At 65.6% G+C, this 18,215-nt stretch carries 21 protein-coding genes and 1 tRNA gene; 11 read left to right on the forward strand and 11 right to left on the reverse strand.

Going from position 1 to position 18,215, the window contains the following annotated elements:
* Window positions 1-3: 3 nt before the first annotated feature.
* Entirely contained in the window at window positions 4-597 is a 594-nt protein-coding gene (locus JWP83_RS14195; protein ID WP_297730950.1) for a TetR family transcriptional regulator, read from the forward strand.
* An 8-nt stretch (window positions 598-605) separates the two neighbouring features.
* Here the strand turns inward: JWP83_RS14195 and JWP83_RS14200 are convergent, their stop codons facing one another.
* Both JWP83_RS14200 and JWP83_RS14205 read right to left on the reverse strand, forming a co-directional pair.
* The gene (locus tag JWP83_RS14200) at window positions 606-2,069 is read right to left on the reverse strand and encodes a YdiU family protein (protein ID WP_297730883.1); all 1,464 of its coding nucleotides are present in this window, start codon (window positions 2,067-2,069) and stop codon (window positions 606-608) included.
* A gap of 27 nt (window positions 2,070-2,096) precedes the next feature.
* A complete protein-coding gene (locus JWP83_RS14205; protein WP_297730885.1) occupies window positions 2,097-2,663 on the reverse strand; it encodes a hemerythrin domain-containing protein in 567 nt (188 codons plus the stop codon).
* A gap of 189 nt (window positions 2,664-2,852) precedes the next feature.
* On the opposite strand from JWP83_RS14205, the gene JWP83_RS14210 reads away from it, so the two are divergent.
* The 3 genes from JWP83_RS14210 to JWP83_RS14220 all read left to right on the forward strand — a co-directional run bounded on the left by JWP83_RS14210 (window position 2,853) and on the right by JWP83_RS14220 (window position 5,428).
* Window positions 2,853-3,698, forward strand: coding sequence for a hypothetical protein (locus tag JWP83_RS14210; RefSeq protein WP_297730887.1), 846 nt, complete (start codon window positions 2,853-2,855; stop codon window positions 3,696-3,698).
* A 78-nt stretch (window positions 3,699-3,776) separates the two neighbouring features.
* Entirely contained in the window at window positions 3,777-4,715 is a 939-nt protein-coding gene (locus JWP83_RS14215) for a CoA ester lyase (RefSeq protein ID WP_297730889.1), read from the forward strand.
* 17 nt (window positions 4,716-4,732) lie between these two features.
* Complete coding sequence (locus JWP83_RS14220) at window positions 4,733-5,428, forward strand: DsbA family protein (protein WP_297730891.1); 696 nt, start codon at window positions 4,733-4,735, stop codon at window positions 5,426-5,428.
* A 24-nt stretch (window positions 5,429-5,452) separates the two neighbouring features.
* Here the strand turns inward: JWP83_RS14220 and JWP83_RS14225 are convergent, their stop codons facing one another.
* Together JWP83_RS14225 and JWP83_RS14230 are read right to left on the reverse strand one after the other, a co-directional pair.
* Window positions 5,453-6,418, reverse strand: a complete 966-nt coding sequence (locus JWP83_RS14225) for an IS481 family transposase (protein WP_297730893.1) — start codon at window positions 6,416-6,418, stop codon at window positions 5,453-5,455.
* A gap of 104 nt (window positions 6,419-6,522) precedes the next feature.
* A complete protein-coding gene (locus JWP83_RS14230) occupies window positions 6,523-7,779 on the reverse strand; it encodes an HNH endonuclease signature motif containing protein (RefSeq protein ID WP_297730895.1) in 1,257 nt (418 codons plus the stop codon).
* Window positions 7,780-7,959: 180 nt separating this feature from the next.
* Here JWP83_RS14230 and JWP83_RS14235 point away from each other — a divergent pair, with 180 nt between their 5' ends.
* Together JWP83_RS14235 and JWP83_RS14240 are read left to right on the forward strand one after the other, a co-directional pair.
* Window positions 7,960-8,841, forward strand: coding sequence for an LLM class F420-dependent oxidoreductase (locus JWP83_RS14235; protein WP_297730897.1), 882 nt, complete (start codon window positions 7,960-7,962; stop codon window positions 8,839-8,841).
* A gap of 14 nt (window positions 8,842-8,855) precedes the next feature.
* Window positions 8,856-9,482: a GNAT family N-acetyltransferase gene (locus JWP83_RS14240; protein ID WP_297730899.1), complete on the forward strand. Its 627-nt coding sequence runs from the start codon at window positions 8,856-8,858 to the stop codon at window positions 9,480-9,482.
* 9 nt (window positions 9,483-9,491) lie between these two features.
* Here the strand turns inward: JWP83_RS14240 and crcB (JWP83_RS14245) are convergent, their stop codons facing one another.
* Together crcB (JWP83_RS14245) and crcB (JWP83_RS14250) are read right to left on the reverse strand one after the other, a co-directional pair.
* A complete protein-coding gene (gene crcB, locus JWP83_RS14245; protein ID WP_297730901.1) occupies window positions 9,492-9,860 on the reverse strand; it encodes a fluoride efflux transporter CrcB in 369 nt (122 codons plus the stop codon).
* The gene (gene crcB / locus JWP83_RS14250; protein ID WP_297730904.1) at window positions 9,857-10,255 is read right to left on the reverse strand and encodes a fluoride efflux transporter CrcB; all 399 of its coding nucleotides are present in this window, start codon (window positions 10,253-10,255) and stop codon (window positions 9,857-9,859) included. Before crcB (JWP83_RS14250) ends, crcB (JWP83_RS14245) begins: the two co-directional genes overlap by 4 nt.
* 102 nt (window positions 10,256-10,357) lie before the next feature.
* On the opposite strand from crcB (JWP83_RS14250), the gene pgm reads away from it, so the two are divergent.
* Window positions 10,358-11,998, forward strand: a complete 1,641-nt coding sequence (gene pgm, locus JWP83_RS14255; RefSeq protein WP_297730906.1) for a phosphoglucomutase (alpha-D-glucose-1,6-bisphosphate-dependent) — start codon at window positions 10,358-10,360, stop codon at window positions 11,996-11,998.
* Between the two features lie 153 nt (window positions 11,999-12,151).
* Window positions 12,152-12,227: transfer RNA gene (locus JWP83_RS14260), tRNA-Ala, on the forward strand.
* A gap of 711 nt (window positions 12,228-12,938) precedes the next feature.
* On the opposite strand, the gene JWP83_RS14265 is transcribed toward JWP83_RS14260, so the two are convergent.
* The 3 genes from JWP83_RS14265 to JWP83_RS14275 form a co-directional block, all read right to left on the reverse strand.
* Window positions 12,939-13,796 carry an alpha/beta hydrolase gene (locus JWP83_RS14265; RefSeq protein WP_297730908.1) on the reverse strand — a complete coding sequence of 286 codons (858 nt, stop codon included), beginning with the start codon at window positions 13,794-13,796 and terminating at the stop codon, window positions 12,939-12,941.
* Between the two features lie 12 nt (window positions 13,797-13,808).
* On the reverse strand, window positions 13,809-14,594 hold the full coding sequence (locus tag JWP83_RS14270) for a maleylpyruvate isomerase N-terminal domain-containing protein (RefSeq protein ID WP_297730910.1): 786 nt from the start codon (window positions 14,592-14,594) through the stop codon (window positions 13,809-13,811).
* Between the two features lie 101 nt (window positions 14,595-14,695).
* Complete coding sequence (locus JWP83_RS14275; RefSeq protein WP_297730912.1) at window positions 14,696-15,682, reverse strand: GlxA family transcriptional regulator; 987 nt, start codon at window positions 15,680-15,682, stop codon at window positions 14,696-14,698.
* 73 nt (window positions 15,683-15,755) lie between these two features.
* On the opposite strand from JWP83_RS14275, the gene JWP83_RS14280 reads away from it, so the two are divergent.
* Both JWP83_RS14280 and JWP83_RS14285 read left to right on the forward strand, forming a co-directional pair.
* Window positions 15,756-16,472 carry an HD domain-containing protein gene (locus JWP83_RS14280; RefSeq protein ID WP_297730914.1) on the forward strand — a complete coding sequence of 239 codons (717 nt, stop codon included), beginning with the start codon at window positions 15,756-15,758 and terminating at the stop codon, window positions 16,470-16,472.
* A 53-nt stretch (window positions 16,473-16,525) separates the two neighbouring features.
* The gene (locus tag JWP83_RS14285; protein WP_297730916.1) at window positions 16,526-16,912 is read left to right on the forward strand and encodes a DUF2255 family protein; all 387 of its coding nucleotides are present in this window, start codon (window positions 16,526-16,528) and stop codon (window positions 16,910-16,912) included.
* Here JWP83_RS14285 and JWP83_RS14290 read toward each other — a convergent pair.
* On the reverse strand, window positions 16,883-17,065 hold the full coding sequence (locus JWP83_RS14290) for a hypothetical protein (protein ID WP_297730918.1): 183 nt from the start codon (window positions 17,063-17,065) through the stop codon (window positions 16,883-16,885). The genes JWP83_RS14285 and JWP83_RS14290 overlap by 30 nt on opposite strands.
* A gap of 155 nt (window positions 17,066-17,220) precedes the next feature.
* Between JWP83_RS14290 and JWP83_RS14295 the strand changes: the two genes are divergently transcribed.
* Entirely contained in the window at window positions 17,221-17,451 is a 231-nt protein-coding gene (locus tag JWP83_RS14295; protein WP_297730920.1) for a DUF2188 domain-containing protein, read from the forward strand.
* A 96-nt stretch (window positions 17,452-17,547) separates the two neighbouring features.
* Here the strand turns inward: JWP83_RS14295 and JWP83_RS14300 are convergent, their stop codons facing one another.
* Entirely contained in the window at window positions 17,548-17,943 is a 396-nt protein-coding gene (locus JWP83_RS14300; RefSeq protein WP_297730922.1) for a hypothetical protein, read from the reverse strand.
* Window positions 17,944-18,215: the final 272 nt, after the last annotated feature.

Below are 18,215 nucleotides of genomic sequence, written 5' to 3' on the forward strand. Positions count from 1 at the left end.
AACATGGTTACCGTGCTTGCAGAAGGGGGTCCCCCGCCGGATCCGATCATCGAGATCGTGGTCGAGTTGCTGGACACCCACGGGTACGAGGCCGTACAGCTCCGCGAAGTGGCCCGGCGCGCGCGGGTATCCCTCGCCACGATCTACAAGCGCTATGCCACCCGCGACGAGCTCATCGCCGCCGCGCTCGAATCGTGGATGGACACCAATCGCTATGCGAACTTGCCCTCACCGGCCACAGGCGCGAGCGGCGAATCGCTTTACTGGAACCTGATGCAGGTGCTGCGAACGATTTTCGAGCCCTGGGAGCAGCACCCCACGATGCTCAGGTCGTACTTTCGCGCACGGTCGGGGCCGGGTGGCGACAGGTTGATTCAGCGCGGCGTCGACGCCGTGGTGCCGATCGCCAAATCTATTCTCGCTCAGGTTGATTCGGCTTACGCAAAAGATCTCGAGCTGATCCTGACGGGCGTGATCTTCGGCTTTCTCGGGCGCTTTGCGCAGGGCGAAATCGAGGTCACCGAGATCGTGCCCGGCGTCGAGCGCGCTGTGTTCTGGCTGACGGCGGCCTACGAGAACCGCGTCACCGCGCAATAGCCGGCACCTCAGGTGCCGCAGAACGTTTGGTACGCGCCGAAATCCTCCGGCGCGGGACTGGCATAGCGCTCCAGGCCCGGTCGTTCGTCATACGGGGCGGTGACGGCGGCAAGGAGGCGCGCGAGCGGATCGAGATCGCCGGCCGTCGCCGCGGTCAGGGCCTCCTCGACCAGGTGGTTGCGCGGAATGTAGATGGGGTTGGTGCGGTCCATCGATTCGGCGTCCGGGCCAAGGGCCCGCCAGCGCGACATCCAGTCGTCGAAGCCGGCGATGTTGATGAACAGCCCGCGTGCGCCTTCCGAGTCGCCTTGCGCCGCTCGGCCGAGGTGGCGGAAGAAGGAGGTGTAGTCGACGTCGCTCTCGTTCAGCAGCGCGAGCAACTCGTCGACCAGCGGCGCGACGACCTCGGCGTCGATGTCGTCGGACAAGCCCAGTTTTGCGCGCATGCCGGACGACCAGACGGCGTCGTATCGGGGCCGGAAGACTCCGAACGACTCCTCGACGAGCGACACCGCCTCCTCAATATCGTTGGAGAGCAACGGAATAAGTGACTCCGCGAACCGGGCGAGGTTCCACCCGGCGATGACCGGCTGGTTGCCGTAGGCGTAGCGCCCCCAGAAATCGATCGAGCTGAACACGGTGTCCGGGTCGTAGGCCTCCATGAAGGCGCACGGCCCGTAGTCGATGGTCTCGCCGGAGATCGTCATGTTGTCGGTGTTCATCACCCCGTGCACGAACCCGATCAGCATCCACTGGGCGATCAGCGACGCCTGGACGGAAACCACCGCTTCGAATAGGGCCAGGTAGGGCCGCTCGGCCTCCGCCGCGCTGGGATGGTGGCGGGCGATCGCATGGTCGGCGAGGCGCCGCAGCAGGTTGATGTCACCGGTGGCCGCCGCGTATTGGAAGCTCCCCACCCGTAGGTGACTGCTGGCGACGCGGGCGAGCACGGCACCGGGCAGCAGCGCCTCGCGCTGAACCGGCCGACCGGTGGCCACGACGGCCAGGGATCGCGTCGTGGGGACACCCAACGCGTGCATCGCCTCGCTGACGATGTACTCGCGCAGCATCGGGCCCACTGCCGCCAGGCCGTCGCCGCCGCGTGCGAATGGCGTCGGGCCGGAGCCTTTCAGGTGGATGTCGCGCAGGCGCCCGTCGTCGTCGACGAGCTCGCCCAGCAGCAGCGCGCGCCCGTCGCCCAACCGCGGGACGTAGCCGCCGAACTGATGCCCGGCATAGGCCTGGGCCACCGGAGTGGCGCCGCTGGGGACGAGGTTGCCCACCAGGAAACGCAACCCGTCGGGACTGCGCAGCCAGCCGCCGTCGAGGCCGAGGTCCCCGGCCAGCGCCTCGTTGAGCGCGAGCAGCCGCACGTCGGGGGCCGCCTCGGCTTGCCAGCGGACGGCAATTTCCGGCAGCTCGCGCAAGAACCGGTCCTGTAAAGCAACGGTGGTATCCGGTGCAACGCTCACTTCACCGAGACTACGGAAAGTCGCGCGCTATCCGATGGCCTTTCCGATCAAGTCCCGGGCGCGGTCGAGCATCGAGGCGAACGGCCCGACGGCGAGATTCAGCTTCGCCGATTCCACGCCCGGATGCGGACGGGTGGGCGCGATGGCCTCGGCCGCACGCACCGCCGACCCCATCCGCTTGAGGTCGTTGGCGTCGACTTCCCGCTGCAGCACGGGGAATTCCTCGTCCTCCTCGTGCCGGGCGTGGTCGAGCACGGCGTCGCGCAGCTTGGCCACCTCGTCGACGAACTCCTTCGAGGTGGTATCGAGTTTCTCGATCCGCGATAGCAGTTCCTTGGCTTCGTGCTCTTCGTGCAGCCGGGCGTCGACGATGGCGTCGCCGCCGTCGGTCTCGCGGCGCACGCGGGGATGCACCACCATCTCCTCGGCCGTCTCGTGCACGGCCAGCAGTTGCCGCAACTCGACGAACGGCTTCTCACGGGCCTTGGGATCCGATGCGTGCAGCACTTCGTCGAACATGTCCTCGATGAGGTTGTGCTGCGCTTTGAGGAACGCGACGACCTCCTCGGGTGATTGGACGATCATCTCGGCCATCGCCGATACCTCCAGTGATAGGGGACTAGGGGGTGCGGGCTATGGGCTGTGCACCGCTTTGCGAGGCATACCCGACGGCGGGCCGCGTAAACGCGCAGGTGTTTGCGCGTCTACGGCGCCGCTCGGCAGTTGAGTCGCCACGTGGCGGAGCCATCAGCGCCGCAGTTCGCAAAGTGCGATCATTTGCTGATGGATCAGCCGGACCCCCACCAGCGCATCGCCGAGCTGGAACTTCAGCTCGCGCAGCAAAAGCGCATCGCGGACCTGGAGCGTCAGCTGGCCGACGCCAAGGCGGCCGCGGGTGGGGGTCAACCCGACGAGCAGCCGGCCGAGGTCTCCGCCGCACAGATGGCCGCCATCGACAAGCACGCGCGCCGGCTGGCGCAGGCCCTGCAGGCCGACGGCGGTCAGCCATTCGGGGGACCGGGGGCGGCGCCGCTTCGGGAGGAGCTTTCACGCGCCGTCGTCGAAGCGGGTTTGTCGCAGCAGCAATACAAAGACGCCCTGGCCCGCGCCGGCCTGCGCGCCGGCGGCAGCATCAAGGTCGGCGGCCAAATTGTTTATCAGCGTTGCGACCCATCCGATCCCGTTTTTCTGGCCCCCACCGGACGCCAGGCATACGACGCGCGGGACTTCGGCCGTGGCTATGGCGTTCAGCGGGGCCGGTCGGCGCCACGGCGCAGGGTCGCCGGGGCCGATCGCGCCGGGGCGATCATCGGGATGCTCGGCGGCGCGATCGGCCTCTGCGTCGGTGGCGCGGCGGCCGTGACCGCCCTCATCCCGTCGACCGCGTTGTGGATGGGCCCCATCTTGTGCCGCAGCGGGTACGCGATGGCATACAACAGCTCGCACTACAGCTACAAGCCGGGCCAGTCCGGCACCAGCGTGAGCTTCCAATGCATCAGCGACACCGACTTCTACGACGTCAACGACCTCGCGGTCTTTGCGCTGCAGTCGTTGCTGGCCGCGTTTTTGGTGTTCGTCGCGCTGGTCGTTGGCGGCTTGGTATGGCGGCGCTCGCACAAACGGGGCTGATCGCCGCCGGGTGGCGACCACCCGTTTTGCCATGCCGCTACGGTTTAGGGAACACGAGCTAGCACCCATGGAATGAAGATGACGACAGATCACGCAATGCACGAACACGTTGACGGCCAGTCGGCGGATCCCGCCGAGATCGGCAAGCGCATCGATCCCGTCCTCGCCCGCAGTTGGCTGCTGGTCAACGGCGCGCACGCCGATCGGTTCCAGTCCGCGGCGCATTCTCGCGCGGACATCGTCGTCCTCGACATCGAGGATGCGGTGGCACCCAAAGACAAGCAGGCCGCCCGCGACAACGTGGTGCACTGGCTGGGCGACGAAAACACCGATTGGGTGCGCATCAACGGGTTCGGCACCCCGTGGTGGGCGGATGACATCGCGGCACTGGCCCGCACGCCGGTCGGCGGGGTGATGCTGGCGATGGTCGAATCGGTGGACCACGTTACTGAGACCGCCCAACGATTGCCCAACGTGCCCATCGTGGCGCTGGTCGAAACGGCCCGGGGCCTGGAGCGCATCACCGAGATCGCCGCGGCAAAGGGCACCTTCCGGCTCGCCTTCGGCATCGGCGATTTCCGCCGTGACACCGGCTTTGGGGACAACCCGACCACCCTGGCGTACGCGCGGTCCCGCTTCACGATCGCCGCGAAGGCGGCCAACCTGCCCAGCGCCATCGATGGGCCGACGATCGGCTCGAACGCGCTGAAGCTCATCGAGGCCACGGCCGTTTCCGTCGAATTCGGGATGACGGGCAAGATCTGCCTGACCCCGGACCAGTGCGCGGTGGTGAACGAGGGGCTGTCTCCGTCACAGGACGAAATCGCCTGGGCGAAGGAGTTTTTCGCCGAGTTCGAACGTGACGGGGGAGAGATCCGCAACGGCTCCGACCTGCCGCGCATCGCCCGGGCGACCAAGATCCTCGAGCTGGCCCGCTCGTACGGCATCGAGGTGTCTGAATTCGACGACGAGGAAAGGGTTCACTCGCCCGCGCCGTCGGATACGTATCACTACTAGGCCGAGGAGCAAGTCCGATGAGCGCCAGCGTGGACTTTCACTTCGACCCCATGTGTCCGTTCGCCTACCAGACCTCGTTGTGGATCCGCGACGTTCGTGAGCAGCTCGGCGTAATCGTCAATTGGCGGTTCTTTAGCCTCGAGGAGATCAACCGGTCGGAGGGCCAAAAGCATCCTTGGGAACGCGAGTGGTCCTATGGCTGGTCATTGATGCGAATCGGCGCGCTGCTGCGCCGAACGGACATGTCGTTACTGGACCGGTGGTACGCGGCCATCGGACGCGAGCTGCACACCCTGGGCGGGAAGCCGCACGATCCGGCGGTGGCGCGAAAACTGCTCGGCGACATCGGCGTCGACGCGGCGACTCTGGATGAGGCGCTGGACGACCCCACCACCCACGACGAGATTCGCGAGGACCATCAGCGTGTCATCGATGCGGGCGGGTACGGCGTGCCGACGCTTTTTCTATTGGGGCAGTCCCTGTTTGGACCGGTGTTGGTGGACCCGCCGACCGGTCCGGACGCGCTGACCCTGTGGAGCGTCGTTACCGGGATGGCTGAGCTGCCGCACGTCTACGAACTGCAGCGGCCCAAGGCGCCGGCCGATCTCGATCTCATCGGCCGAAGCCTGCGCCCTTATCTCGATGGGCGCGACTGGGTCAGCATCAATCGCGGTGAAGTCATCGATGTCGAGGGCCTCACCAATCAGGGTTGACCCAGGCTGCCTAGGTGTACCGGGTCATGAGGTTGGTGTCAGCCGGCTGATCGGTGGGAGGCCGCCGAGTGCGCTGTGACGCCGTCGAGTGTTGTAGTGCTCGAGCCAGGGTGCAAGGGCTGCGGCGCGGTCGGCGTTGGTGAGGAAGACCTGGCGGTAGGCCCACTCGGTTTGCAGGGTGCGATTGAGGCGTTCGACCTTGCCGTTTTGCCATGGGCAATGCGGCTTGATGAAGATCTGGCGGGCGCCGAGTTCGGCGCAGACATCGCGGATCGAGTAGCGGTAGGCCCACGCGTTGTCGGTCATGACTCGTTCGATACGGGTGATGCCGTGGCTGCAGAAGTAGGCCGCTGCCCGGCGCAGGAAGCCGGTGCAGGTGATGCCTTTCTCGTCGGGCAGGATCTCGGAATAGGCCAGCCGGGAATGGTCGTCGACAAGCGAATGCACGAAGTCGAATCCGTTGCCGCGCTTTCGTTCTAGATCTGGTGCGCATCCTCGGCCATGAGCCCGCCAGCCGCCGCCGTCGGGAATGCGACCCAGCTTCTTGACGTCCATGTGCACCAATTCGCCAGGACGCGCACGTTCATAGCGCACAGCGGTTGCCTTCGAGGCTCGGATCACCCGCCCGGTCATCGGGTCACACGCCCTCAAGGCGGGCACGCCGTAACGTGTCAGCACTCGCGACACCGTGCGGGCCGCCACGCCCAACTCGACGCCGATGGCCTCGGGCCCTAGCCGACGAGCGCGTCGCATCGCCACAATCTGGGCCTCCACCGCCACCGCGGTTCGACTCGGCACAGTGTGCGGGCGCGACGAACGATCCATCAGACCCACCTCACCCTCGGCCGCGAACCGAGCGATCCACTTATGCACACACTTACGCGAAACCCCCATCGCGGCCGCAATGTGAGCCTGAGCCCAGCCGGCACGGTAGCGCTCGACGATTAACAGCCGGCCCTGGTAGGTGGTGCGGGCATTACGGTAGGACACGAGAACCTCCGGAGAGTGATGGACCTAGACAAGCCACACCCCACCCGGAGGTTCTCCTCACATCAAGCCACCACGCCTGCTACCAACCTTCTGTCCCGGTACACCTAGGCGGCATGCTTTGCGAGCACGACGCGGACTCGTAATTCGACGTCGCTGAATTCGATCGTCGGTGCGCGCGGCGAGGCCGTCGACCGGTAGGTTTTGCCCGTCGGTGTGATGAATTCCGCTGTGTGGGTGTGGGTTTCGTCCGTGCTGGTGCTGACCCGCCAGCCGGCGGCCTCCTTCGCGTAGTTGCACCGCTCGCACGAGCCCAGACCGTTGTCCGCGGTGGTGGGCCCGCCGTCGGCCCACGGCCGCGCGTGGTCGCGGTGTCGGATCGGCGCGTCGCAGTAGGGGGTGCGACAACGTTGATCTCGCAGCTCGATGAAAGCGGCCAGGCCGCGCGGGAAGAGGCGGGCCCGTGACTCCATCGCCACCAGTGCCCCCGAACGCGGATGAGCGTAGAGCCTGCGCAGCGTCGCCCGGGAGCGCCGGTTGGCGAGCGCGCCAGCGACCATTGCCCGGGCGACCGCGGCCGGAATGGGTCCATAGCCGCAGAGGTCGGCCGGCGCGGTGGCACCGCCCAGCAGCGTGTCGTCCGAGAGGACCAAGTTGACGGCGATCGGGGCGGGGACCGCCGCGTCGCGTCCGGTGACCCGCTCCACGAGCGTGTCCGCCATGACCTGTCCGCGTGAGCGCCCGTCACAGCAGGTGTCCGCCTGGCGCCGCAGCGCCGCGTACACCGAAACTCCCTGGGTCACCGGCAGCAGCGCGGTCACATAGGTCATCGTGTCGGGCGCCGGCCGGATGGTGACCGTGCGTTCGTTCTCGGCCTTGGCCGCTCGCTCGACGACGGCATGCGGGTCCAGCCGGTAGGCGATCGCCTTGGCGGTGGCGGCCACCCGCGCGTCGCCCATGCCGTTCAGGCTGTCCGGGTCGGCGCATACCTCGGCGTCCAGCGTGCGGCGATCCTCGACGTCCAAGCACGCGCTCTCGCGCACGATCAGGGTGGCCCGCCACTCCGACAGGGCCCCGCATTCCAGCGCCGCCAGCGTGTGTGGCATCTCGTGCACCAGCGCCTTGGCGAAGCCCAGGTGCCGCCCGCCGCGGGCCGGGGAATCGCGTCGCGCCAAGGCGATCTCGCTGGCCAGCCCGCGGCCGCGCTGGGCAGCCGGCACCCCGGCGTCGGCCTCGTTCGCGCGGCGCAGCGCATCCAGCGCCGCGGCCAATCGCGCCTGGCCCGCGGCGGCCGCCGACTTCTCCCGCTCCAACTCGGCTATTCCCTCGATGAGCGCGGCCTCGTCGGCATTGCATTCGAACATGCTTTCGATAATAGACCGGTCCACTGACATCGCTAACCTGACAGGTGGGCGCGCTGGCGGAGCTGCGAAAGCTGACCGAGCGCGGCGTCGTGACCCTGGGTGACGGCCACCCGCGAGGAGTCATGCGGCGGTGTTGGCGCAGCTGCTCAAAACCGCTGATCGGCGTGAGACGATCGTGCGGTGCGGCTGGGATTGCACGCGCTGGGAATTGGGGCCGGCGCCGATCGGGCGGTGATCGACGCCGTCGCGTCGGCGGCGGATGGTTGCGGCTTTTCCACCCTGTGGGCGGGCGAGCACGTTGTCATGGTGGATCGATCCGCGTCGCACTACCCCTATTCCGATGACGGCGTCATAGCCGTTCCCGCACAGGCGGATTGGTTAGACCCGGTGATCGCGCTGAGCTTCGCCGCCGCCGCCTCGTCCCGAATCGGCGTCGCGACGGGCGTGCTCCTGCTGCCCGAGCACAACCCGGTGGTGGTGGCCAAGCAAGCCGCGAGCCTGGACCGGTTGAGCGGAGGGCGGCTGACGCTTGGTGTGGGCGTCGGGTGGTCCAGGGAGGAATTCGCCGCGCTCGGGGTGCCGTTCGAGCGACGAGCGGCGCGCACTGTCGAATACGTCGCGGCGATGCGCACATTGTGGCGCGACGACGTTGCCTCGTTCGACGGGAAGTTCGTCCGCTTCGATGCGATCCGGGTCAATCCCAAGCCGGTGCGCGATCGTCGTATCCCGATTGTGCTCGGGGGCAACAGCGATGCGGCGCTGCGGCGCGTGTCCGCTTGGGGCGATGGCTGGTACGGTTTCAACCTCGACGGGCCGGCCGCGGTGCGCGAGCGGATCGACACGCTCGAGCAACTGTGTGCGGACTCGGGGCGTGACCGTGCAGAGCTGCGCGTGTCCGTGGCGCTACGCGATCCGAGCGTCGGCGATATCGGCGCGCTCGCCGAGTCCGGCGTCGACGAATTGGTTCTGGTGGCGGCGCCGCCCGATCGTCCGGAGGCCGCCACCGGCTGGGTGCTCGCGCTGGCCGACCAGTGGATCGGGGCGCTACAGCGGCTTCGATAGGCTGCCGGGTTGATATGAGGGAACCCGAAGTGATCTTGCCGCGGGAACGGACCGATATCGGCGACGAGGTCCGCACGGTCCCGCCGCCGCCCATGCCAGAGGTGCCCGCACCCTACGCATTTCGTCTGGCCGATCCGGACGCCGACGCCGAAATGATCGCGGAGTGGATGAGCCGGCCGCATTTGGCCGAGACGTGGGAATCGGTCTGGCCGGCGTCGCGATGGCGGCGCTACCTGCGCGCGCAACTCGAGGGAGACTACTCGCGACCGTTCGTCGCCAGCCTGGACGGGCAAGACCACGGGTATGTCGAATTGTACCGGGCGGCAAAGGATTCCATCGCCACCAGATACGAATGCGACCCCTACGATCTGGGACTGCACGCCGCCATCGCCGATCTGGATCTCATGAGCAAGGGAATCGCGCAGTTCCTGTTGCCGCACTTCGTGGCCAGCGTGCTCAATGCCGAGCCGCAGTGCCGCCGAATCATGTTCGATCCCGACCACCGCAACAAGACGGCGCGCCGGTTCTGTGAGGCCGGCGGCTGCGTGTTCCTGGGCGAGCACGACATGTCGAACCGGCGAATGGCGCTATACGCGTTGCCCCGCACCGCCGACGACGTGCCCAACCTTCGCGAGGCTTGAGCGCCGGGCTCAAACCTGCGCCGCAACCCATTGCCCGAGGACCGCCGCGGCCACGCCGAGCGCGACGCTGACGACGATGTTCGCGAGCGCCGTCCACGTCTGGCGTTCCTCAGCGAGCCGCTGCGTTTCCAGCATCCAGGTGGAGAAGGTGGTGTAGGCCCCGACGAACCCGGTCCCCACCAGCAGGGCCGCATCCTTGCTCAGCGCCAGGCCCCCGAGGAAACCCAGCAGGAAGGCGCCGCTGATGTTTACCGTCAGCGTCCCGAACGGAAACGCGCGGGCCACCCTGCTGGCCACCGCACGATCGATCACGAAGCGCAGCACTGACCCGATGCCGCCGACGAGCGCTACGCCGGCCCAGACCAGGACCGTGGTCACCTGCGCACCCGCACCCGGCGAACGAATGCGGTCGCCAGGTAGACGGCCAGCAGTCCCAGCACGATGCTGCTGATGGTGTATGCCGTGGCCTTGGCCCAGTGGCCGTGCTCGATCATCCTCAGCGTCTCGACCTGCATCGTCGAGAAAGTCGTTAAGCCGCCGCACAATCCGGTGCCGAGCAGGGGGCGCCGGTAACTCGACACCGGCAACCGCTCCAACAGCCGGGTGGTGAAGTATCCGACCAGGACGGCGCCGACGATGTTGACGATGAACGTCGGCCACGGCCACTGCCCCGGGTCGCGCACCAGGACGGTGCTCAGCGCCGCTCGGGCCAGGGCGCCGATCGCTCCGCCGACGAAAACCGCGGCCAGCTCGCGATAGTCGTGGTGTGCCACGGCTAGCAGCGTAGGGGGTGCGCTTACAAGCGGGTGAACGCGGCAAGTACCTGAGAAGTCGAAGGCGGCGGGGCGCGTAGGGCACGGGCAGAATCGATAACCATGGCCCACCCGCGCGCCGGTCAGCCGGCCCAGCCCGAAGACCTCGTCGACCTGCCCCACCTGGTCAGCTCGTATTACTCGATCGAACCCGACCCGGACGACGTCGCTCAGCAGGTGGTGTTCGGCACGTCGGGTCACCGCGGGTCGGCCCTCAACGGGGCATTCAACGAGCCGCACATCCTGGCCATCACGCAGGCCATCGTCGAATACCGCGCCGCTCACGACACCACCGGGCCGCTGTTCATCGGCCGCGACACCCACGGCCTCTCGGAGCCGGCGTGGGTGTCGGCGCTGGAGGTCCTGGCCGCGAATGATGTGGTGGCGATGATCGACTCGCGCGACCGCTACACGCCGACGCCGGCGGTCAGCCACGCCATCCTCACCTATAACCGCGGCCGCACCGCGGGGCTGGCCGACGGGATCGTCGTCACGCCGTCGCACAATCCGCCGCCCGACGGCGGTTTCAAGTACAACCCGCCCAACGGCGGCCCCGCGGACACCGACGCGACCAACGCAATCGCCAAGCGCGCCAACGAGATTCTGCGCGGCGGGTCGGGCGTGCGGCGGGTGCCGCTGGCACGCGCGCTGGGGCGCGTCCAGCGTTATGACTATCTGGGCACCTACGTCGACGACCTGCCCAATGTGGTCGATGTCGCCGCGATCCGCGAGGCCGGGGTGCGGATCGGTGCCGACCCGCTCGGGGGTGCCAGCGTGGACTATTGGGGGGAGATAGCCCAGCGGCATGGCCTGGACGTGACCGTCGTCAATCCACTGGTCGACGCGACGTGGCGGTTCATGACCCTCGACCACGACGGCAAGATCCGGATGGACTGCAGCTCGCCGGACGCGATGGCTGGGCTCATCCGAACGATGTTCGCCAACCGGGACCGCTACCAGATCGCCACCGGCAACGACGCCGACTCCGACCGCCACGGCATCGTCACGCCCGACGAAGGGTTGCTCAACCCGAACCACTATCTGGCGGTGGCCATCGACTACCTGTACACCCACCGGCCCTCTTGGCCGGAAGGCATCGCCGTCGGCAAGACCGCGTTCAGTTCGTCGATCATCGACCGGGTGGTCGCCGGCATCGGCCGCAAGCTCGTCGAGGTGCCGGTCGGGTTCAAGTGGTTCGTCGACGGCCTGATCGGCGGCACGATCGGCTTCGGCGGCGAGGAGTCGGCGGGGGCGTCGTTCCTGCGGCGCGACGGGTCGGTGTGGACGACCGATAAGGACGGCATCATCCTGGCGCTGCTGGCCAGCGAGATCCTGGCCGTTACCGGATTGAGTCCGTCGCAGCGCTATCGGGAGCTGACCGCCGAGTACGGCACGCCGTTCTACGCGCGCGTCGACGCGCCCGCCGACCGCGACCAGAAGGCCCGGCTGGCCAAGCTCTCGCCCGACGAGGTGACCGCCACGGAGTTGGCCGGCGAGCCGATCACCGCCAAGCTGACCACCGCGCCCGGCAACGGCGCCCCGCTGGGCGGATTAAAAGTCACGACCGCCAATGCGTGGTTTGCCGCGCGGCCGTCGGGCACCGAGGACATCTACAAGATTTATGCCGAGTCCTTCAACGGGCCCGAGCATTTGGCGGAGGTGCAAAAGACGGCCCGGGAAGTGGTGAACTCGGTCATCGGGTGAAGCCGTCGCCATTGTCGCCACATCAGCCACAGGAGTCACCACGCGGCGGCCACAACCGATCCGGGACTGCGATAGCGCATGCGCTAGCACGTTGCCCTCACCAGCGACTTTGAAGCCGTGTTGCCAGTGGTGTAGCTTCGATTGGCACGACTTGGGGCTATGGCGCAGCTGGTAGCGCACCACACTGGCAGTGTGGGGGTCAGGGGTTCGAGTCCCCTTAGCTCCACCAAAGAGGTCTTACTCGAACCGGTGCCCGAAAGGATGTCGGTGAGGGCGAGAGCTAATCCAGAGTGAGAACGATGATCCTGTGCTCGATCCGAGGCTCCCGCAAGGCGGCCTCGTTTCGTTGCTACTGTCCTTGACGCTGCGACCGCGGTGGCTGGCGTCTTTCTCGTCATTGTGAGAGCTGCGCGAAAGTCCTCGAATGGGGGGTTTAGTTCGCCCGATCCAGCTTTGCCTGAGCGACCGCCAGCATCTCCCACATGTTCATTCGAACCCTCACCCTCACTCAGGGGCGATTGAACCTCACGGCTCCGACAAAGGGGGTGCCGCACGGTATTGGGATGGCAGACCAGAAGATCAGCGACCCACGCATCTTTGAAAGTGCCTCTGACCTGCGGCTTTCTGGTGGAGCTAAGGGAGCACTGGCCGCCAGGTGCGCCGCGAACCTCCCCAGTAGTGCAAGAAGACCAGCGCAGGGGTCGCGCCCCAACGTGTGTCGGCGTGAAGCACTGCACCGTCGACGTCTATGACGCGCTTGATGGTGTTCGGCGAAGTCATTGCTGGATTGCGACCGGTGAAGGCGATGAGCTGGTCGAGTGCGGTGGCGTTGTCAGGCATCGGCACGGGTGGATCGAGGCGTGCAGCCTCCGGAAGGCAGCCAGTTGTTCGATGGCGAGCGCGGACTGGGGTAGTCCCGCGGAGATGAATACGGGGACCATCACGTCTTGAGATCAGCGTCGAGGAATGAGTTCACGTCGGTGGCGAACTCGGCGTGATGCTGAAACAGGAAGCCATGGGCCGCATCGGGATAGATCTTGACCGTCGCATCGGGCAGGAGGCCGCCAAGCAGGTGTGAGTAGCGCGGCAGAATCATCCGGTCACTGTCTCCGTTGGCGACGAGTACCGGCTGAGATATGCCGGTCAACCGCTCCAACAGACTGACGTTGGGGATGCCCCACTGCACGACGGCGTCGTAGTGCGCGGTGCGGGTTGGCCAGTCCGTTGGTTCGTCGCGGTCATCGGTGCGAGCAAAGATGCGGCTGAGAAACTCGCCGCCGGCTATCCGGCTGGACTCGGACGTGGTGAAGAACGCGTGCAGCAATTGATCCCCGGTGGTCTCGGGGCTGCCGACGGCGTCAATGATGTCGGACACCCAACCGTGCATGCCTGGCGCGCCTTGCGGCGCCGTCGCGGCCAGCACGATCCGCTCGACGAGGTCGGGGCGGATCAGCGCGATCTCTTGGGCGACAAACCCGCCGAGAGAGTAGCCAAGCAAGTCGACACGGGTCAGGTCGAGCGCACTGATGAATGCGATTGCGCCGTGGGCCATCTGGGTGGCAGACGCAGGAACCTGGCCCGTTGTTGCGCCCACCCCGACGTTGTCGAATGCGATGACTTCGCGCTCTGCGGCAAGGGCGTCGATGAGCGCAGGGTCCCAGTTGTCCAGGTTGCCCCGGAAGTGCTGCAAGAGGACCAGCGGCTGCGCACTGTTCGATGTGCCCATCCGACGGTAAGAGTAGGTGACACCGTTGGCACCCGTCGCCGTCGACGTCGCGGAGTCCTGATAGCTCGCCATACGCCCTCCTCGTCAGATCAAGTTGATTGCATTCAGAAAACGTTGCGCCGCATCGCGGTCGCCGTCGATTGTCAACAGCGGCTCCCATGGCAACCGCTTGGTCGACCACACCAGGAAATCTGATGTTGACGACGTCACCGTTGCGGCGGCGTCGGTCTGGGGTCTTACCGATATAGCTCCGTCAACAACACTGATCACGAAATGCACGGCGGCCGGACCGGTCAGATGAAGAGCGATCGGCGCCGAAATGCTCTGTGGCAGTGCGGGTTGCATCTTGGGGAGCCCTCCCAAAAGCCATGACACGCTTGGGCCAAGCACTGCTTCAGTCAGCGGGGGTAGGTGTTGGTCGATGGGGCCGCGCGGCTTCAAGACGTCGTAGCGCAGGTGAGTTGTCATGTCGAACGTGAACATATCGACGATGGAATGCAGCGGATACGCGCCGAGGTCTAACATCTGAGTTTCCACTGAGGCCAACGGTTCATCCTGCAATGGAGCGAATGTACTCAGCGCCTTGTTAAGTTGCCGCTGGAAGAATTCGACCACTTGCCCGCTCGCCCAGCCACGCTTTTCGTCGACCTGGATGTTGTTGAGCGCCTCGATCTTCAGATCGGGCAGGACCTCGCCGCCCACTGCGGCAATCAAATCCCCGAGGAGACACGCTTCGTGAACCACGACGTCTTGCACCGACCAACCGGTGGCCGCGCTGGGCAGCCGCCACTGATCCTCATCGAGGGTCTCGCAGACCGAGAGAATCTCTCGCGCCGCAAGCTCCATCCCGACCATTCCCGCTTTGCTCATCCTGCTGGCAATCGTTCCCGCGTCCTGGCTGAGGCACCAGTGGCGAGATAGTCACAAGATGACAAGATCTGGCCATCGGAGATCGGCAGTCCGTCATCTCGTCAGTGCCCGGCGGCGTAGCTCTGTCGGTATCGCTGGGGCGACACTCCGACAGTGCGTTGGAAGTGAAAGCGCAGCGAGGCGTAGGAGCCGAACCCGGACTGCTCGGCGACGCGATCGATGGTCAGTCCAGTGGACTCCAGCAGCCGTCGCGCGCGGTCCACGCGTAACCTTGCCAGCAATTCCATCGGTGTGGTGCCGAAATGCTCTCGGAATTGGCGGTTGAGCGTTCGTACACTCACTGACGCATGATTCGCGATGGCCTGCAGGTCGAGCTCGGCGAGTGCGTTGTCCTCCATCCACACGATCGTCGGTTGCAGCGGATGGTCGGCGTCGACGGGTCCGGCGTGCTCGATGTACTGCGCCTGACCCCCGTCCCGCCACGCAGGTACCACTACCCGTCGCGCAGTTTGCCCCGCCAGGTCTGGGCCGTGGTGCTGGCGGATCAGGTGCAGACACAAGTCCACCCCCGAGGCGACTCCTGCCGACGTCAAGACGGGGCCCTCGTCGACGAACAGCACGCTGGGGTCGACGTCGATATCGGGATACCGTCGGGCCAATTCCTCGGCAAACCGCCAATGTGTGGTGGCCCGTCTGCCGTCCAGCAGTCCGGCGGCAGCCAGCGTGAACGCGCCGACGCACATCGATGCGATTCTGACGCCGTTATCGGCGGCGGATTGAAGCGCGACCAGTGCGCGCCGGCCTGGCTCCTCCATGAATCGATGCGACCCCGGCACCACCACCAGGTCTGCTTCCGCCAATGCGTCCAAACCGGAGGAAGTGCGGATCTCGACCTGGCCCCACTCAGCGGTCGTGCTGATCGTGGGGCGTTCCCCGCACACCCGTATCTCGTATCGGGGCACACCCTGGGCGTTGGCGCCAATAGCACCAGCCTCCGCTGCTGCAAGGTTGGCCATGCCGAACACCTGGCCGGGAATCATCAATTCGAAACCCATGACCTGGTCCAGCGCCAGCACAGCGACGATCATCGTGGCTAGATCTTAGCGGTTCCCGGCTATCTGGCCACTGGTGTGCAATGCTCTGTTCCGGCACTGTTGAACCATGTCGAGTCGGCTGGCCCTTCCAGATTCCGATATAGCCTGCGCAGCAAGACAGTTCTTGTTCGATGTCTCGCCGGTACCCGTTGCGCATCACAGCGTGCGTAGTTTCCTGTTCGCCCGTGAGCTCGCCGCAGCCAAGGGGCTATACCCCGATGTCGACTACGACGACGAACTCGTTTACCTGAGCTGCGTGCTGCACGACCTCGGTGTCACCGACTACGCGAATGGCGACCAGCGGTTTGAAGTCGATGGGGCCGACGCCGCGGTGCGCTTTCTGAGCGGCGAAGGGGTGCAGGAAGCGCGGGTCACCACGGTCTGGCAGGCGATCGCGCTGCACACGAGCATCGGCCTCGCGCACAGGTTTGGCGCCGTCCACGCCGTCGCCCAGATGGGCATCGCAGCGGACATCGTCGGCGCTGAAAGACAATTACTTCCAACGGGTTTCGCTGACGCTGTTCATGCGGAGTGGCCACGCTATGACATCGGCTATGCACTGGCCGAACTCATTGCACGTCAAGTCGAAGACAACCCGGCAAAAGGGCCTTCGTTGACCTTGCCCGGTCACCTGCATCAGCTCTATTACCCGACGACACCGGCAGTGACGTGGTTCGACATCGTACGTGCGGCCGGCTGGAACGATCAACCCGGAGCGGCTGGCTCGGCGGAGTCGTCGGGTCAGGGCACTGTGAAATCGCCTGACACGTCGCACCCCAGTTAAGTGGTGACGGTGCCAGTGACACCGTTCGCGTTGGTCCGGCACAACGCTACGCAATGAAGGAAGCAGATATGACAGTTGGCTGGAAACCCCAAATTCTCAGCGAAATTGGCGATCGGGAGGAAATCCGTATCAGCAGCGAACGTACGGGTGGCGGATACAACCGCTGGACTCCGGTCTGGGTCGTACGAGTCGGCGACGACTTGTATGTCCGATCCGGGTTCGGGAAGAACGGGTTCTGGTACCGCCACGCCACTGGCTCGCAGGCGTACGTCGACGCCGAGGGTGTGCAGTACAAGGTCAGCCTCATCCTGGATAGGGACTCTGTCTCGATCGCTGCTGTCGACGAGGCTTACCGGCAAAAATACTCAGCGGATCCGTCACTGCCCCTATTGCTTTCCGACCGGGCGCGTTCAACGACGTCGCGGTTGATCCCGCTTTGACACCGTGAAGTCCAACCCAGCCAGCAGTTCCGGGCGATCACGCAGGGCGGCGCGTAGGAACGACTCGAACGGCCTTTTGTTCCAGGTGATGGTGGGCAGCGCATCTCGGAGCGCCTCGTAAGCCTGCGCCGAGATTTTCTTCACGGCGTTCATCGTCCCACCGTGATCGGCCGACTATTCAGAAGTGGCGGCGGGTCTCGCCTGTAACAAGTTGGGCTTGACGCATGGAGACGGACTCGGTCGACGTGTCCGGAATATGTCGGACCCCAGGTTTACCGTGTTTTGTAGGAGCGATACAAGGAGGCGTGATGGCCAAGGGTGACATCGAGACGTATCACGAAGGCGGAGCCTGGAAGAACCGGGTCGAGGGTGGTCAGAAGGCATCGAACACGGCGCAGACCAAAGCCGAAGCTGAGGCGGTCGGCCGTGACATGGCGATTGACCGCGGCGTCGAGCACATCATCAAGAAGCTCGACGGCACGATCGGCGAGCGCAACACCTACCCGCGCAGCCGCGACAAGAACCCTCCAAAGGGCTAACCGATCACGAATGCGCTCGCGTCAGCGACGCGAGCGGTGCTGGGTCGTTGGGCGGCACGGAGAGCGATATTGGGGCACGCCATGGAAAAGCGAGGACTAGCGCCATCCTGGGCGCTGCCGGAGTTGGACCCCTTGTTCCCGCAACGCAGCAGCGACCGTCGTATGGGAGACGTCGTATTGGGCGGCAAGCCAGGCAAGTGATTTACCTGCCGCGTAATGCCTGGCAGCTTCAGTGACTTGGTCTTCGGTTAGGCCTTGACGGCGAATGGTGATGTCCTGCTCGCGCAGCACACTCGCGACGCGGGTCTTGGAGATGCCGTAGTTAGCGGCGATCTGCTGGGTGGTGTTGCCGGATTCGTACTTCTTGGCGATGTCCGCGACATCAGTGGCGCTCAGGAAGCGCTTGGAGCGATGTGACGGGCGTAACAGGGGTGGACGTGGGGCCGATTCTTGAATGAGTTTCCGCAGGTCAGCGTACTTCTCTCTTAGCATTACCTTATTCGAGTAAGCTCCTATCAGCTCCACCAGTACAAACGGCACTTCGACGCAATTCTCGAAACACCACCCGGCGACTAGCCACTTCCGAGCCGTTAGCTCGCCAAACGGACGGATCATCGCACAAGCCCGGCCAACCCCGACAAACGCCTCAGGAACACGCGTCCTGGCGAAGTGGCGACAACTTTCATCACTGGTATCAAGCCAACAATGGCGACCGAGAGAGATTAATTTTATCGGAGCTGCTTGGATCGCTGGTTTGAGAAGTG

This window comes from Mycobacterium sp., from assembly GCF_025965855.1.
Taxonomy (GTDB): domain Bacteria; phylum Actinomycetota; class Actinomycetes; order Mycobacteriales; family Mycobacteriaceae; genus Mycobacterium.

What these genes read in the sequence shown, in the direction of transcription:
- JWP83_RS14275 (WP_297730912.1), bottom strand. Translation starts at nt 15,682, where the DNA reads ATGATCGTCGCTGTGCTGGCGCTGGACCAGGTCATGGGTTTCGAATTG.
- JWP83_RS14205 (WP_297730885.1), bottom strand. Translation starts at nt 2,663, where the DNA reads ATGGCCGAGATGATCGTCCAATCACCCGAGGAGGTCGTCGCGTTCCTC.
- JWP83_RS14270 (WP_297730910.1), bottom strand. Translation starts at nt 14,594, where the DNA reads ATGAGCAAAGCGGGAATGGTCGGGATGGAGCTTGCGGCGCGAGAGATT.
- JWP83_RS14295 (WP_297730920.1), top strand. Translation starts at nt 17,221, where the DNA reads ATGGCCAAGGGTGACATCGAGACGTATCACGAAGGCGGAGCCTGGAAG.
- JWP83_RS14280 (WP_297730914.1), top strand. Translation starts at nt 15,756, where the DNA reads ATGTCGAGTCGGCTGGCCCTTCCAGATTCCGATATAGCCTGCGCAGCA.
- JWP83_RS14210 (WP_297730887.1), top strand. Translation starts at nt 2,853, where the DNA reads ATGGATCAGCCGGACCCCCACCAGCGCATCGCCGAGCTGGAACTTCAG.
- JWP83_RS14290 (WP_297730918.1), bottom strand. Translation starts at nt 17,065, where the DNA reads ATGAACGCCGTGAAGAAAATCTCGGCGCAGGCTTACGAGGCGCTCCGA.
- JWP83_RS14220 (WP_297730891.1), top strand. Translation starts at nt 4,733, where the DNA reads ATGAGCGCCAGCGTGGACTTTCACTTCGACCCCATGTGTCCGTTCGCC.
- JWP83_RS14285 (WP_297730916.1), top strand. Translation starts at nt 16,526, where the DNA reads ATGAAGGAAGCAGATATGACAGTTGGCTGGAAACCCCAAATTCTCAGC.
- JWP83_RS14240 (WP_297730899.1), top strand. Translation starts at nt 8,856, where the DNA reads ATGAGGGAACCCGAAGTGATCTTGCCGCGGGAACGGACCGATATCGGC.
- JWP83_RS14230 (WP_297730895.1), bottom strand. Translation starts at nt 7,779, where the DNA reads ATGTTCGAATGCAATGCCGACGAGGCCGCGCTCATCGAGGGAATAGCC.
- JWP83_RS14195 (WP_297730950.1), top strand. Translation starts at nt 4, where the DNA reads ATGGTTACCGTGCTTGCAGAAGGGGGTCCCCCGCCGGATCCGATCATC.
- JWP83_RS14265 (WP_297730908.1), bottom strand. Translation starts at nt 13,796, where the DNA reads ATGGCGAGCTATCAGGACTCCGCGACGTCGACGGCGACGGGTGCCAAC.
- JWP83_RS14300 (WP_297730922.1), bottom strand. Translation starts at nt 17,943, where the DNA reads ATGCTAAGAGAGAAGTACGCTGACCTGCGGAAACTCATTCAAGAATCG.
- JWP83_RS14215 (WP_297730889.1), top strand. Translation starts at nt 3,777, where the DNA reads ATGACGACAGATCACGCAATGCACGAACACGTTGACGGCCAGTCGGCG.
- pgm (WP_297730906.1), top strand. Translation starts at nt 10,358, where the DNA reads ATGGCCCACCCGCGCGCCGGTCAGCCGGCCCAGCCCGAAGACCTCGTC.